This is a genomic window from Brevundimonas sp. UBA5866, from assembly GCF_002432125.1.
Lineage (GTDB): Bacteria > Pseudomonadota > Alphaproteobacteria > Caulobacterales > Caulobacteraceae > Brevundimonas.
The window spans coordinates 75,128-90,340 of the sequence record NZ_DJFS01000018.1 but is presented as its reverse complement, the minus strand read 5'-3'; the positions used below and the strand labels follow the sequence as shown (position 1 = coordinate 90,340).

At 57.9% G+C, this 15,213-nt stretch carries 9 protein-coding genes and 1 tRNA gene; 8 read left to right on the top strand and 2 right to left on the bottom strand.

Annotation, left to right across the window (positions count from 1 at the left end):
• Positions 1–2,108, bottom strand: a 2,108-nt coding sequence (locus B3H86_RS01705) for a DEAD/DEAH box helicase (RefSeq protein WP_292050834.1), incomplete at its 3' end; no start/stop codon positions are given.
• A gap of 333 nt (positions 2,109–2,441) precedes the next feature.
• Here B3H86_RS01705 and B3H86_RS01700 point away from each other — a divergent pair.
• From B3H86_RS01700 to B3H86_RS01685, 4 genes are all read left to right on the top strand, one after another.
• Positions 2,442–2,518 (top strand) — tRNA-Arg (locus B3H86_RS01700).
• Between the two features lie 291 nt (positions 2,519–2,809).
• Positions 2,810–3,592: a HamA C-terminal domain-containing protein gene (locus B3H86_RS01695; protein WP_292050833.1), complete on the top strand. Its 783-nt coding sequence runs from the start codon at positions 2,810–2,812 to the stop codon at positions 3,590–3,592.
• Positions 3,579–5,141, top strand: a complete 1,563-nt coding sequence (locus B3H86_RS01690) for a DEAD/DEAH box helicase (RefSeq protein ID WP_292050832.1) — start codon at positions 3,579–3,581, stop codon at positions 5,139–5,141. Before B3H86_RS01695 ends, B3H86_RS01690 begins: the two co-directional genes overlap by 14 nt.
• Positions 5,072–7,087 carry a hypothetical protein gene (locus B3H86_RS01685; RefSeq protein WP_292050831.1) on the top strand — a complete coding sequence of 672 codons (2,016 nt, stop codon included), beginning with the start codon at positions 5,072–5,074 and terminating at the stop codon, positions 7,085–7,087. The genes B3H86_RS01690 and B3H86_RS01685 overlap by 70 nt, the downstream gene beginning before the upstream one ends.
• A 202-nt stretch (positions 7,088–7,289) precedes the next feature.
• Here B3H86_RS01685 and B3H86_RS01680 read toward each other — a convergent pair whose 3' ends face one another.
• Positions 7,290–8,666: a HEPN domain-containing protein gene (locus B3H86_RS01680; RefSeq protein WP_292050830.1), complete on the bottom strand. Its 1,377-nt coding sequence runs from the start codon at positions 8,664–8,666 to the stop codon at positions 7,290–7,292.
• Between the two features lie 714 nt (positions 8,667–9,380).
• On the opposite strand from B3H86_RS01680, the gene B3H86_RS01675 reads away from it, so the two are divergent.
• The 4 genes from B3H86_RS01675 to B3H86_RS01660 are packed head-to-tail and all read left to right on the top strand — an operon-like array spanning position 9,381 to position 15,187.
• The gene (locus B3H86_RS01675) at positions 9,381–10,181 is read left to right on the top strand and encodes a TnsA endonuclease N-terminal domain-containing protein (RefSeq protein WP_292050829.1); all 801 of its coding nucleotides are present in this window, start codon (positions 9,381–9,383) and stop codon (positions 10,179–10,181) included.
• Positions 10,178–12,358 carry a transposase family protein gene (locus B3H86_RS01670; RefSeq protein ID WP_292050828.1) on the top strand — a complete coding sequence of 727 codons (2,181 nt, stop codon included), beginning with the start codon at positions 10,178–10,180 and terminating at the stop codon, positions 12,356–12,358. Before B3H86_RS01675 ends, B3H86_RS01670 begins: the two co-directional genes overlap by 4 nt.
• Positions 12,355–13,275 (top strand): TniB family NTP-binding protein, encoded by a 921-nt coding sequence (locus tag B3H86_RS01665; protein WP_292050827.1) that lies wholly within the window; start codon positions 12,355–12,357, stop codon positions 13,273–13,275. The genes B3H86_RS01670 and B3H86_RS01665 overlap by 4 nt, the downstream gene beginning before the upstream one ends.
• The gene (locus B3H86_RS01660; protein ID WP_292050826.1) at positions 13,268–15,187 is read left to right on the top strand and encodes a hypothetical protein; all 1,920 of its coding nucleotides are present in this window, start codon (positions 13,268–13,270) and stop codon (positions 15,185–15,187) included. The genes B3H86_RS01665 and B3H86_RS01660 overlap by 8 nt, the downstream gene beginning before the upstream one ends.
• Positions 15,188–15,213 lie beyond the last annotated feature (26 nt).

Genomic DNA, 15,213 nt, shown 5'->3' with positions numbered 1-15,213 from the left:
CCCTCGCGCGCGGCAAAGGCACGCGCAAAGGTCATGGCGCGCGGTTTCAGCACCGACGGCAGCCACACACCATAGGTGCCGATGCGGATAGCGAACTTGCCCAGCGACTTGCGGTCCTCGGGCGACAGGGCTGCCAGATCGTCGCGCACGTCGGCGCGGGAGATCACGCCGCCCGCCTCCACGATCTGCCACGCGATGCCGCGCACCAGTCCGGTCAGCACACCGTCATCGACCGCCCGTTTCAGACGCTTGAGGTCGCGCATCGCACGGCCCGCCTCTTCGGCCAGCCAGGTCTCGATACGCTTTTGCGCCGCCTCACGTGCTGCCGTATCCCCCAGATCACCGATCAGGTGAACGCGCGGGTGGAACATGTCGTCGTTGGCGACCTTGGCCGCCACCGCGCCCTGCCAGCGGACCGATCCGTCCGCATCCAGCGAGAAACCCGCGTCTTGTTCGTTGGCCAAAACCTTCAGTCTCCGTCCTATCTCGGGGGCCACGGCACGGGTGGCTGCCTGACGCAGCGCCCGATCCGCAAGGGCCGAACCACCGGCGTCGGGCGTGAACTTCACACCTTCAAGCCGACCGACGACCTCGCCCTCTACAGTCACCTCGCCATCGTCGGCCACGCCGGCCACGACTTCGGTGCTATCGTTCAATGCCCGCATGAGGGCGGACGTGCGGCGGTCCACGAACCGCGCCGTCAGCTTCTCGTGCAGGACGTCACTCAAGCGCTCTTCCAGCGCCTTGGTCTTTTCCGCCCATTCCTTGGCATTATGCAGCCAGTCGGGACGGTTGGCGATGTAGGCCAGCGTACGCACGCCCGCCAAACGCGCCGAGACCTGATCGATCTGACCGTCCTCGCGGTCGAGATCGGCAAAGCGCGGCGCGATCCAGTCGTTCTGCAACCGGCCATGCCCCGTGGTCAGGGCGCTGAAGATTTCCTTCGCCAGACGGGCGTGCTCGTCCGTCGTGGTTTTCTGGAAATCCGGCAGCTGGCAGGCCTCCCACAGACGCATCAAGGCCCCGCGCGAACGGGCCACCTTCTTGATCTCGTCATCCTGTGACAGGCGGCGCAGCATCACCTCGTCCAGCGATGGCAGGGTTAGCCGCAGGCCCGAACGGTCAGGCGTCTTTTCCAGCGACCGCAACAGGTCCGGCAGGGTGTCGAAGTCCAGACGCGCATTGCGCCACTCCGCCGCCTCGACCGGATCAAAGCGATGCTCGGCGATCTGCTCGATCAGGTCCTCGTCCAGTTCCTCGGCCTCGGCGGTCACGCCGAATGTGCCGTTTCGCATGTGCCGTCCGGCACGGCCCGCAATCTGGGCGATCTCGTGGGCATACAGGTATCGGGTGCGCCGTCCGTCGAACTTCCTCATCCCGGCAAAGGCCACATGGTCCACATCCATGTTCAGGCCCATGCCGATGGCGTCGGTCGCGACAAGGAAATCCACCTCGCCCGACTGGAACAGCTCCACCTGCGCGTTACGGGTGCGCGGGCTAAGGCTGCCCATCACCACCGCCGCCCCGCCCCTTTGGCGGCGCAGCAGCTCGGCGATGGCGTAAACCCGCTCGGTCGAGAAGGCGACGACAGCGGAACGGCGAGGCAGGCGTGTGATCTTCTTGGAGCCCGCATAGGACAGGACCGACAGACGCTCGCGACTGACGATCTCGGCATCGGGCACCAGCCGCCGCATCAGCGGCTCCATCGTACCCGCACCAAGGAACATGGTCTCGAACCGCCCGCGCGCATGCAGCAGACGCTGGGTGAACACATGCCCGCGCTCGGGATCGGCCACCAACTGGATTTCATCGACGGCGAGGAAGTCCACCTGCCGCTCCAGGGGCATGGCCTCGACCGTACAGACGAAATAGCTGGGGCGCGGCGGGACGATCTTTTCCTCGCCCGTGATCAGGGCAACCGACGCGGCCCCCTTGATCCTGACGATCCGCTCATAGACCTCGCGCGCCAGCAGGCGCAGCGGCAGGCCGATCATACCCGACGCATGGCCCAGCATCCGCTCGACCGTCAGGTGGGTCTTGCCGGTATTGGTCGGGCCGAGGATGGCCGTGATGCGCGAGGGCGCAAGGCCAGTGGAACGATCACTCATGACCCGCCTGCCCTAGCACATGCGCGCCCCAAGGCCAGAACGAAGTCTGTCCAGAAAGGCACGAAATCGGATTTTGGAGGAGTTGGTGAACGATGCGTTACCGAACCGCAAAACACGGCATGAACGAATCATGACCGAATCAGCGACACCGCTCGATTCGGGATTTGTTCTATACCAGATATTGTAGGTTAATGCACCTTAACCACAAAGGTTAACCACACGTCGCTGTGGATCGCGCGCACCGCACAGCCCCCACATTTCACAGAAAATCCGCCCTTCCCCACCCGAAGGGCTTCCATCCGTCGCCGAGGTCCACTACTTCACCATCCCCGTGGCCCTGTAGCTCAGCTGCATAGAGCAAGGCTTTCCTAAAGCCGAGGTCGGAGGTTGGAGTCCTCCCAGGGTCGCCAATCCCTGTCGGGACCACTTAGAACTGGCTCAAAACCAGTTAAGAGTGGCTCTAGATAAGAATCGTTCGCACCTAGAACTTGTGCGCTCTCGACGACTAAGCTCGTTAGCACCGGAATCCAACTTCTGCTTTTGACTCATTGGCGAAGTTGCGAACTTCCGGCCTTACAGTTCAGCCACTCGTGAGGTCCCGGCGGGAACCGATTACTTCTAGTTGATCAATTTTGCCTGCTGACGCATGAATTGGGCGAGGGAGCGCCTGTACGCGCTACAAGGCTAAGTTGGGGAGAGGCGTGGGGCTGTACGGGAAGTGGTGCGACAGCACCAAGGCGAAGGACAAGCGCAAACATTACTGGACCTATGTGGAGAAGGACGGGGGCCGCGACGTTGTTCGCGACGATCTCGTCAAAACTATCCGCTCGCACTACGATCGGCTCGAACGCATCGCCGAGGATGTGGATCGGCTCGGATACAAGGTCGCCGCCAAAATCCTCAGCGAAGCGTTGCCGCAGACGTCCAAGGGGCGCTCCGGCGATCTTGGTGAGATTCTCGCGACCGAGCTGGTGGAAGAAGAGATCGGCCTGCGCGTCCCTGTGCGCCGCCTTCGCTACAAGGACGGCCGCAACATGGCCATGCGCGGCGACGACTTCATCGGTGCCGGCTACGATGGGGCCGGCGAGAAGCTCTGGCTCCTGAAAGGCGAAGCCAAGAGCAACAAGGTGCTCGGCAAGGCCACTGTGACGAGCGCCCGTAAGGTGCTCAATCGCGACAATGGCCGCTGCACGCCCGATTCCCTGTTGTTCGTCGCCAACCGCCTGCTGGAGAGCAACGACCCGGACGACAACGGGCTGGGCCGTAGCCTCCGCGACGAGGTGGGCCTTAAGTCACTGCGCGCCGATCGCATCGACCACATGCTCTTCACCGTTTCTGGGAACGGCCCTCACGCATCACTTAAGGAGGATCTCGGAGCTACGGGAACCAACCGGGACCAGTACGTCGTGAACATCCACATCGAAGACCACCAGGACTTCATGGCCGCCATGTACGAGGAGGCGGAAGATCTTGGAGACGATTGACAAGCTGACCGCGTTCCTTGCTAACGCGACTGTCGATGGCGTCTTGGGGCGACTCCTCTATCGCGGCACCGCTTGGTCGTTGATGCGCGAGGAAGGCGTTTTGCCAGCGCATGCGCCGCCTTTAGGCGCAACCATCGAGACCGACCTTGCCGAGCACGGCTTCGCCCTGCTGAGAGGAGCGATGGCTCTCCGTGCTCAGGGCGGCCCCTCCGAGTTGACCGGCAAGGCGTTTGAGCGCTCTGCCAACGCGTTCGAAGCTCTAGTGCGAAATGAGGACCCAGACGCGCCTAATCGCGGATTTCGCCGCACCATCGCTGCTGCGGCCTACCACTTGGCCGGCTTTTCGGCCGTCGCCTATTCACTTTTCAAAGAAGCGGCGGAAGATCTCAATGCCTCCCCGGGGGAAGCGGCGATCCGACACCTGATCCTGCGTGACCTTGGTCAGTTGCGCGGCTTCGTCCGCGAGTGGCTGGACGATGAGGCGCACAGCGACGAGCATATCGCCGTGGCGTTAACGGGGGACGAGCCTGACATTGACGAGGTCCTATCGACCATCCTCAACACGACGATCTGCCGGGCTCTTGCCTATTTTGACTTCGCGCTTGAGACGGGTGAGCCCGAGCTGATCGAAAGCGCGCGGGAGTTGCTGGACACAGCGGTTAGCCTTGCGGACAACGCGGAGAACGTTCCGCTGTGGTGGATATCAAACCTTTGTCGCCACCTGATCGACGACCTTTGGCAGCACTCGTTGCACCAAAACTTGCCGACCGATCCGCCCGAGGGGACGGAGGAAAAATATCCGGTCCTGCGCCGGTTGTTCATCTCTTCGTTATACGCACGCAAGACGTCCGAGGTAGAGCTCTGGCCATCGCAGCGCGAAGCGGCCCAGCGTTCTACGGACGTCACCGACGATCTAGTCGTTGCCTTGCCGACCAGCGCCGGCAAGACGCGAGTAGCAGAAATCGCCGCGTTGATGACCTTGGCATCGGCGAGACGAGTGCTGATCGTCACGCCACTGCGCGCCTTGTCGGCGCAGACCGAGCGGTCCTTTAGGCGGACCTTCGCACCTCTCGGCTTCAGCGTCTCCTCACTGTACGGAGCCAGTGGTCTTTCGGCCGGAGATGAAGACGCCCTACGTACCCGCGAAATCATCATAGCGACCCCCGAGAAACTCGACTTTGCGCTGAGGAGCGACCCGACGCTAATCGATGATGTCGGCCTGATCGTTTTGGATGAAGGCCACATGATCGGCCCGAGCGAGCGCGAAATCCGCTATGAGACGCTGGTGCAGCGCCTGCTTCGGCGCGCCGACGCAGCCGACCGCCGGATCGTCTGCCTATCCGCCATCCTGCCCAGCGGCGACGAGTTGAGCGATCTTACGGCTTGGATTCGCTCCGACGAACCGGGGGGGCTGTGCGTTCCGATTGGCGCCCGACACGCCAGCGCTTCGGTGGACTCACTTGGCGTGGCAAGGACGCATTGCTCCGGCTCGACCTCGACGACAACGGTCCGTTCCTCGACAAATTCGTCGTGGAGAAAGCTGCGCTAGGGAAGGAGAAGAAGCCCTATCCTCGCAAGAATTCGCACCTTGCGCTGTTCGCGGCGTGGGAATTCGCGAACCAGGGCAAGCGCACCCTGATCTTTTCCACGCAGGCGAATTGGGTCGAAAGCTACGGCAAACAGGTCGTGGATCTCTGCAAGCGCGGCTATTTAAACTCCCTGCTGGACGACGAGGCATCGATCGCCCGCGCTGTGGAAGTCGGTAAGGAGTGGCTCGGTGAAGACCATCCCGCCGTCGCATGCCTGAAACAGGGCGTCGCCATCCACCACGGCCGTCTGCCGAGCCCATTTTTGCGCGAGTTGGAAGCTCTCCTATCTGACGGCGTGCTGAAGGTCATCGTCGCTTCGCCTACGCTCTCGCAGGGCCTTAACCTCAACGCCGCTGTGCTCTTGGTGCCCGCGTTGTATCGAGCGGCCGAAAAGATCAAAGGTGAGGAGTTTGCGAACGTAGCTGGCCGTGCGGGGCGAGCGTTCGTGGACGTCGAGGGCCTCATCGTCCACGTCATGTTTGACAGCATCGACTGGCGAAAGAAAGAATGGGTGAAGCTGGTCGCTTCTGCCAAAGCCCGCACGTTAAAAAGCGGCCTCATCCAGATCGTTGCCGAGATCATCGAGCGTTTGTCACGCGAGGGCGTCCTGGATCGAGATGATGCGTGGGAGTACCTCGCCAACGCTCGCGAAGCTTGGAGATCGTCCACGGAGGAAGCCTCGGTGGCCGAACGCTTGGCTGCTGCAAGACAGAACGATGCGGACATTGCTCCTGACGACGCCGACGAAGACGATGGTGATGCGGAAGAGACCATCGAAGAAGAGCCCCTTTCACAAATCGTCGAGCGCCTAGATGCGACGGTGTTCGGTCTGATCGAAGCACTCGATTCCGATCGTTCCGATTTGCCGAAGCTGTTGGATGAGGCGCTCAGGGGATCGCTGTGGGCTCGCCAGATAGCCCGCGAGGACGAGGAGGCCGCCCCGTTGCACAAGAGGGTGATCGAGGCGCGTGCTGACCTAATCTGGAAGACTACAACCGCGCAGGCACGGCGCGGGCATTTCGCTATGGGTGTTGGCCTCGAGGCGGGTCTTACTATCGATGCTATGGCTGACGTGCTTGCCGAACTCCTGGACCGGGCCGACGTAGCAGCGTTGAGCGGCGACATTGACGAACTGATTGATGCTCTAGGGGGGCTCTGCGAACGGCTGCTGTTCATGCGCCCGTTCATTCCTAACAAGAACAACGCACTTCCGGCAAACTGGAAGGCCATCCTGCGCAGTTGGGTGTCCGGCGAGGACGTGGCCAAGATCGGACCGCAGAACATGAGGACGGTTGAAGAGGCATTCACCTATCGCCTAGTTTGGGCGCTAGAGGCCATCCGTACCCGCCGCATGTCGCTCGGCTGGTCACCGGAGATGGTAGCGGGCGGCGCAGCTGCCGCGGTGGAAACCGGGGTCCCACAGTTCATGATGTCGATGCTGATCCGGGCGGGACTCCCCTCGCGGCGCGCTGCAATGGCGGCGATTGAGGATGCCAAGCCCGTCTTCGTCACACCCGCCGAGATGCGGGCTTGGCTCGAATCCGATGAGATCACAGCCTATACCGACGCCGGCGACTGGCCCACGCCCAACACCGCGGCGCTATGGGCGCGCTTTCGCACCGAAGCCCTCAGCGGCGGTATTCAAAAGTGGTCGATCGAACAGTACAAGCGCCTGCTCGACATTGCAGGCGCGCCCCCTGCTGGCCTCTACAGGATTGTCACTGATGAAGGTGACGGGCGTTCTTGGCTAGCGACGCCTGACTACCGGCGGGTCGCCGCGTTCAAGAAGGCGGCTGTCGATCCCAAGCCGAGCCTTTTCTGGGGCAGATTGGCTGGAAGCACGAGGCTGGTTGAAGCCTTGCGCGTCGGCCGTGGAAAGCTGCGCTGGCCGGCTGCTGACGCCTAGAGAACCACTGGGCTACTGCCCACACATCCTGACCCAGCGACCGCTTTTCAGCACCGTCCCCACGTCGGCTTCTGGCGCTTCCAAGACGCCCGACAGCCACAGCCGCCCCCTGCCTCATGCGGCTGTTGGCGAGGTCAATTGCTGGATGGTAGGGCCTCGCGATTTCTGGCCGTTAATCAGTCGCGAGGACGGCCCCGCGAGATCAAGCCCTCCCCTTCCGGCGCTTGGCGGTTTCCGCTTGGACCTCGGCCACGAAGCCGTCGAAATGCGCCTTGGCCTTTTCGATGGTCGTCGGTGTTGCGAAGCCCTCGCCGTACCGGGAGAGCCAAGTGATCAGCAGGTCACGCGCGACCTTCTTGCAAAGACGATGGCTTTTCAGGATCTCTGGGTTAGAGGCCGACAGTCTGCCGTGCACGATGCCCGATCGCAGATCATAGGCCCTTCGAACCTCATCCGACAGCTCTTGGAAGTTCCAGATCTCGGTCGAGAAGCACAGAGCCGCCGTTCGATCGGAAAGTCGGCGCGTGATCCCTGACCCAGTCTCTCCTGTCCAGAGAAGCCGTTCCATAGCGGTCAGATATTTGACGATGGCGGCGGGCTTGGCCCGTTCGGTCACGGCATCCGCATACCATGCTACCGCATCAAGATAGCGAGCCGCGACAAACTCGGAATCCGTTCGGTTGAGCACTGTGGAAACTGCGACGCCCACTGCGTCGAGCATCGCAACTCGATCCGGCTCCTTGAGCGTGGCCCAGAAGCTGGAATGAATGCTCGCGCCCTCCCAGCTTTTGGTGAAGTGGAGGTCAGCTGTGCCGTCAGCGCGCAAGGCGACATTCGCTGTCTTGATGTAGGGGCGAGCGGGCCCGCCGGCGCGCATCGCTTGGGTATCATAGACGCCGGCGATCAAGTGTACGGTGTTGACCGCAGCCTGCACAGCCTCTTCGGCGGCTTGGCGAGACGTGGTCGGATCGCACGCCGGAACAGTGACCTCAGCAATGTCGGAGAAGGCGTTCAGGTAATCCTCGCACATGTCCGCGAGAAGCAAATCGCCATCGGGACGTCGACGGGATTCTTCCGTGCGTGACGCCGCCAAAGCATCGTTGAAACGCGGCGCTATTTCGGACCGAGCCCCAATGCGCACGGGGCCAATATGGACCGTTCCGGCACCCTTGAGGCCGATGTTGCAAGGTATGAAGTGGGTAAGCGGCGCACAGTTTTCGCCAGCCGTTGCGATCCAAGCGCTGAGGTTGGCGCGATGCTCCGCGGCCCGCGTCTTGCCTCTGCTAGGGCGCAGATATTCAGCGGCATACCCTTTGAGAACCGCTTGATAGGCCTCGCGCGGGTCAACACGACGGCGGAACGGCGAGTCATCGAGTGCCAGCTCGGTCAGCTCCTTGAGCTCCCGCGCGGCGGCCTCGCCGATCGTCCATTTCCTGCCATCGGCGTCAAGCAGTTGAGGGCTGAGAAAATGGGCCAGGCCCAAGCCCTTCATCTCACCCCATGACATCTTCGAATGACGAACCAATTCGGTCATCACGAAGTTGAAGGTGCGTTCGGTGCGCCGGACGGACAGGGACATGGATGTGTTATGTCCTATTTGTGCTCGGCAGTGAATGTCCGCTCCTGGCGCAGACCTGACATGCCATGTGCAGCCTGTCTCCCCGAACCTGCTGAGAGAGAACCGGTAAATCCGAAGCTTACAGCTGTCAGGCAGTGCGCATGTAGCGCTGACTCAGCAACTGAAGCGCAACCTCCAAATCGTCGACACGAGAACGGCTAATATCCACGTCCTGAACAGTTACCGCATATTTGAGCTTCAGCTCCACCGCTCGCAGCGGCCACACATTAGATCAATACTCAAAAATATAATACACGTCTAAACAATCCAACCTATAGCCTATAGGCTATATTGTAGTAATTTTGCTTGAGCTAAAAACATGAGAATAATTACTGAGACTCAGCACTCGTGATTTGAGAAAATACCTGAGCGGCAGGTGAGTCCTTACAGACCAGCCCCGACCACATTGCGGCACAAATTGCTCGCAGAAACTCAGGAGACGACCTCGTGCGGCCACCTTAAATAATTATATTTTTCTGTGACTTATCGCAGAAACAACGCGAGCCCCAGGCTGCCACCCGAGGCTCTACATTGCAGGAACTGACGCTCCGATCGTTTCCATACGACGGACTGATGATCCCCTGCATTGGCCAAGAAGTCAAACGCGTTTTTATGAAACGGGTTGCCTGGAAGCTCGCACCTCAAACAATCATCTGAACAAACGAGGATTAAGACATGGACATCGTTCACGATGGCTTCCGCTCGCCCGCATTCAAGATGCCAGCCGAGTTAGACAAAGCAATACTGACCCCAGCCACGACGCACGATCGCTTTTCATGGGAAAGCTTAACGGCGCACGCCACATTGGTGCTTCCTGAATACGGCAGCTCGATCCGCACAATCGTTACGGGAAGCCGAGTTATTACGACCGGCGTTTACGCCAGTCGAAAATCTGGGCGTGCCCACCCCTACGAGAGCATGAACGAACGCGCGTTCTTTATGCACTGTGAGGTAGACACCGACATCGTTGACTACCGTGCGCAACCCTTCCGGTTCGAGTTCGTAATCGATGGCACAAGACGTGCCTATATCGCCGACGCTGTCAGGCTTCACTCTAGCGGCGTTGTAGAGGTCATCGAAATCAAGAATGACCGTCGTCAGCTCAAAGACCCTGACTACCTAGTAAAACTTCAAGCTGTTCGCGAAGTGTGCGACAGCCTCGGATGGCAGTTCAAAATTATATTTAAGCATGACCTTTGGGAGCCCAAAGCACGCTTTCGGAACGTCGAAGATATCCAATCTTGGGCCTTCACAGACTATGCCACTAACGACGTTTTTAAAGCCGTACAGTATCTGAGCACCCATGAGAGGGCCAGTCTTGGCGATGTTGCTGATCGCCTCGGAAGCCGACCAACTGGAATAGCCAAGCTGAAAGCTATGGTGGTTGGTCGCATTGTTCACTTGGATCTCGATTCAAAACTCGACGCAGACAGTCTTGTCACCCTGGTGTCCGATACATCGGAGGTCAGCCAATGATCGGGATCAGATTATCTGTTGGTGATACATGGCTTATTGGAAGCGAGCGATACGTTCTCGATCAAGTTATGGGCAGTGATTTACTGCACCTACGTTCAGAACGAACAGGATCACCGCTCCAGGTGCCAGTTGCGTCAGGCAACCTCCTATCGCCATCCAGAGAGTGGCTGACCGAGCAGTTTGGCCTTGGACTAGTCCACAAGGTTGAAACCGTCTCCGTCAACTCGCGTACCGCCTATCGGAACTCTGCGGGGTTCGGTGACTATGAGATGACGGCGTCGAAAGATCCCAAAGCAGTCTTTCGCCAAACCGTACTTAAGGCGCTTGATCGGTTTGGCTCATACTCTCGCAGCAACGAAGGCATCAAACTTGCCCTAGCGTCTATCTCACGCTCCAAGCCAGAAACATTCTCAAAATACGCTCCCCCCTCTCCGAGTACCGTTCGCCGCTGGTTGAAAGCCAGAGGGCAAACTGGTGAACGCACCCTGAAGGCCATGGTTAGCTATTCAGGCCGTACTAGCCGCAAGAAAAGACTTCCCGCGTCAGTCCGAAAACGTCTGCATCGTCATGCATTGTCATTTTGGTCAAACCTTCGCCAGTCGATCGGCGACGCCTACGACGATTTACGTTTCGCTCTCTCTCGGTTGAATGCCTGGATTACGAACCGTTCTTCCAAATGGAGAACAGTCCCGATCCCTTCAAAAGAGACCTTCCGAAAGCAAGTCCGTGCCTTGGAATGTTATGAAACGATAGCCGCTAGATACGGGAAAAAGGCTGCAGATCACCGCTTCAAGGCAACTGGCCAAGGGTTGAGGGCACGCCGTCCGCTATTGCTAGGCGCAATGGACCACACACAAGTCGACTACCATGTCGCCGTCAACTTCAAGGGTTGGCGTCTGCTCGGGCGTCCTTGGCTAACTAAAATCATGGATGTGCATTCTCGGTGCATCGTGGGGTGGGTTTTGAGTTTCGAACCACCATCACTCTATTCGGTCACTGAATGCATTAAGCGCGCTAACCGGCCCAAGCTGAGAATGGCAGATCGTTTTCCAGATCGTCCTGAACTGGTCGAAATACATGGCAAGTTTGACGAGATTATTGTCGACAATGGTTGGGAATTTACTGGGACATCTTTTGAGTCTGCAATGGTCGACATGGGGGTCAGCGTTCGCTGGGCCCCTGTGAGATCCCCCACCTTCAAAGCAATCATTGAGCGGTATTTTGGCACCCTAAACACCAGGCTTCATCGAAAGCTTCCTGGAGGCACCTTTCCTATCGAGCAGCTCAGAGCCTGGGATCTTGATCCCAGAATAGATGCTGTCCTCACACTTGAGCAGGCTGAAGACCTGCTCATCTCCGCTATCGGCACATATCATCAGGAACTCCATTCAACGCTAATGGAAGCACCTGTAGCCGTTTGGTCTAGAGAGACGCGCAGGCAGGGTGGAATACAGGTTATCGGGGATGACCGACAGCTCGATAAAATGCTGGGAGCTCGTACAGACGCCACTCTAACGCGTTCGGGCATCACCCTCTTTAATCTTCAGTTCCATGACCCTGAAATCACAGGGCCAATGCTGGAAGATCTGGCACGCACTGAGCCCATCAGGGGACGACGCAAGGGTTCAGCTACGGCACGCGTAGAAGTAAAATATAATCCCGCAGACTTAGACCACATAAACGTCTGGCACCCGAGGCTCGGACAGTTCATCGAACTACCCTGCACAGACCCTGAGTATGCTTCAGGTCTATGCAAATGGCGTCATGATTTGCTTCAAACATGGGTGCGTGAAGAGCAACACGAAGATGCCGACGAGCGATGCAGAAGACGTGTTGAGCTTCGCAAGGAAATCGAGGCCATAACACCCGATAGGATACTCACTCGAAGCAAAAGAGCCCAAGCCAGGCTTCTATCGTCACCTAAGATCGAAGCTATGGCTAGCAACGCCATAAGGGTTGAATACGCCCCTGGACGCCATGACGGGATGGCCCCCATCATCCAGACCAAACCCATGGCTTCTGAGCGCACAGACAACCACGAGAAGCCTGTGCGGCCACCTAGAGGAAAACCCAAAACTCAGAAGCGCCCAACGAAAGCGAGGCCACAAGCACAGATTCCTGAAACGGCTTGGGTCGATGCCGTCCAAAACGCGCAAAAATGGGAGGACTTCCAATGACTCGTTCAGTTGCGATGCTGAATGCGGAAGTCGCCGAGAGGTTAGCCCACTTCAAAACGGTGTTCATCCCTTACCCCGCCCACGTGGCTTTGCATGCTGAGTTTCACTACCTTCGTGAACTTGCACGCCAAATGCCAGGCAAGCCCCAAATGGGCGTTCGGGTTCTTGCACCTTCAGGATCGGGTAAAACTTCATCTGCACAAGCTTATATAGACCTTGTGAGCAAGCAAACGCCGAACACCGACGACTATATACCCATCATAAAAATCGACCTCGAAAGGCATACAACTTCCAAGAAGTTGATGGTCCTGATCCTCCAGGCATTTGGGGACCCTCATCCAGAACACGGCAATGAGCTAACGCTCAAAAAGAGGGTAATCGCTTGCTTCAAACGGTTCAAAACCGAGTTGCTCATCGTCGATGAGGTACAACATCTAAACTATCGAAACGGGGCTAAAAATGACGTCACCGACACTCTAAAAGGCCTGCTTGATGCCGGTGTTGTGTCGATTGCGTTTTTGGGGACCGATGAGGCCGAAAAGATGTTCGGTCGTAATCTGCAACTTAACGGCCGCCTTAGACCACCTTGTGATCTCAAACCGCTAGACGCGCTTAAGGTTAAAGACCAACAGGCCTTCGCAGGTTTTGTGTCCTGGATTGACCAATCCCTCGTTGATGTCGGGGGCTTCACATCCTTTTCCGAACTGACGGCCCCATCAACGCTTGCAGCGTTGTTTGACGTATCAAAAGGCATCGTTGGCCGTGTCGTCCGCTTGATACATGTCGCGATGGAAGCGGCCATCAGGCGGGGAGCAAATCGCATCACGCTCGAAGACCTCTCATGGGCAGTGGACGCGTGGGCGATTGAGCAAGCCTTTACCAACAAGAACCCCTTCAAGGAGCATCGTGTTGGCTGACGGTAATGCCTCAAGTCTTAACTCGGCCGAGGCATTTCAGGGGAAGAGCTTGCTCTTCCCCGTTCAGCCCGCGCCAGGAGAGACTGCCCTCGGATTTATAGCCCGAGCAGTCGACGCCAATCATCTCGGCTCGATCAGAAGCTTTTTGGCCTTAGGCGGCATCAATTTCAGCATTAAAGGCGATTATCTCACCAGACTGTCACGATCGCTTCCCGAGCTTAGTGAACTCCTCGGAATGCCCCCTCATGAACTAAAAGGTTTATGGGGCATCCGTCCTTTAACTGATGACGGCAAACGCAAGCTTGGAGGGGTTTATTTACGCCCCCATCAAATCTGCCATCATGTCCGCCGGATTCCTCGCTCAAAGTACCCTCCAAAGGTTCACCAAGCCACATGGATGGTTGAGCATCTGAATTTCTGCCCTGTCACATGGACTAGATTGGTGGACAGTTGCCCTGTTTGCCAAGGCAAGTTGACTTGGCCTCAAGCGCAAAATGTTCACTCGTGCACAAGGTGCGGAGGGTCGCTGGAGTTCCGAGGGACAAAAACTATAGCGCTGAAGCATCGTGAGATTTTAGGCTGGGTGCTGCAGCTATTTAGTGACGACGAAGAACAGGTAACGGAAGCCATCAATCGTGTTCCGCCCTTTTTTGAAATCGACTCCGCAACCGACGTTTACGAGCTGGTGCTGGCATTTGGCCAGTCAGCTTATGGTGCCCATTACGAAGGCATCAACAACAAAGGCTCATGGACGCCTGAGCACTTAGCCTTCGGCGCCAGGATGCTCTTGGATTACCCAAAATCAATTTGGGATTTGTACCGACAGCAGGGAGATCAATCCCAACCAGCAATATTTCGGACGGCTCTCAGAGTTGCACGTGACCACTCTCAACCCGTGGTCACCCGAAATATCGAGCGTCTGATGTCGCATCATTGGGGCTGTTATCCGAAACGGTCTCCACGATCGTCACATGACCGGTACGACATCGTGTGCCACTCTAAGGCCGCAGATATTTTGTCGGTCAGCACAAGTTGTATCGGCGAACTTGTTGCTAATGGTCATCTAAAACGGGCTGAGTTCCGGAGCGATACGTTCCCTTCGTTGATATTGCGTAGTTCGGTTGTCGAGCTTCGTGATCGCGCCCAGAAGTGGTTCGACGGTTCTCTTTTCAAAAGGGTGTTCGATCTACCTCGTATCGCGATGGAGCAACTGTTAGCGGCAGGCTGGTTAGCTGAGGAGCCCGATCCTGCTATCCGCACTCTGCGAGGGGATCAGTCCCTAGCTGGCACCTCAGCCAATCATTTGTTTGAGCTTTTGAAGTCTCTGAACGAAGTGCAGCCAAATGCAGGCTACATCTCGCTAGACGTCGCTTTCACAGGGGTAGGCGGACGCGAGAAACCATGGCTGCCAGTACTGCGAGGGGGGCTCAACGGTAAGCTGCCCGGAGGCCTTGCTCTCCTGAAAGGACCTAAATCTTATAAAATCGCTGTCCATGAGGCTGGGGCACGCGCCTTAATCATGGGTGGCCCCGACACCTCCACGCCCTACATTTTTGATCACCAATATTACGGTATCTACGATCGAAGTTGGCTCTCTCTCTCTCTCTGCGAAGTAGAGCGCTACCTAAACTGCACGGCACAAGACGTCAGCTGGCTTCGTCGGCGCGGCCACATCACCAAATTCACAGAGGAGAAGTCGCGCTATTGTCGCGCCTCCGTGAGGGAAACGGGCCTCAAATTCATGTCGACGCGAGAAGCTGCTGCTCGTTTAGCTGTTAGCCCGAAGGATATCTGGATGCTTCTTGATGCCCATCCAGAGGTCCCTTCAATCGGCCAAGGCTTTCATGATCGCGAAGCTCTAGAAATCGTACTTAAAGCAGAAGCGCCGAAATCGAGCTGGTGGAGTTCGTAACCTCCGAGGCCTTTGCCTTAGTAGAT

Coding starts and splice junctions, on each gene's coding strand:
- B3H86_RS01680 (WP_292050830.1), bottom strand. CDS start 8,666: ATGTCCCTGTCCGTCCGGCGCACCGAACGCACCTTCAACTTCGTGATG.
- B3H86_RS01675 (WP_292050829.1), top strand. CDS start 9,381: ATGGACATCGTTCACGATGGCTTCCGCTCGCCCGCATTCAAGATGCCA.
- B3H86_RS01670 (WP_292050828.1), top strand. CDS start 10,178: ATGATCGGGATCAGATTATCTGTTGGTGATACATGGCTTATTGGAAGC.
- B3H86_RS01665 (WP_292050827.1), top strand. CDS start 12,355: ATGACTCGTTCAGTTGCGATGCTGAATGCGGAAGTCGCCGAGAGGTTA.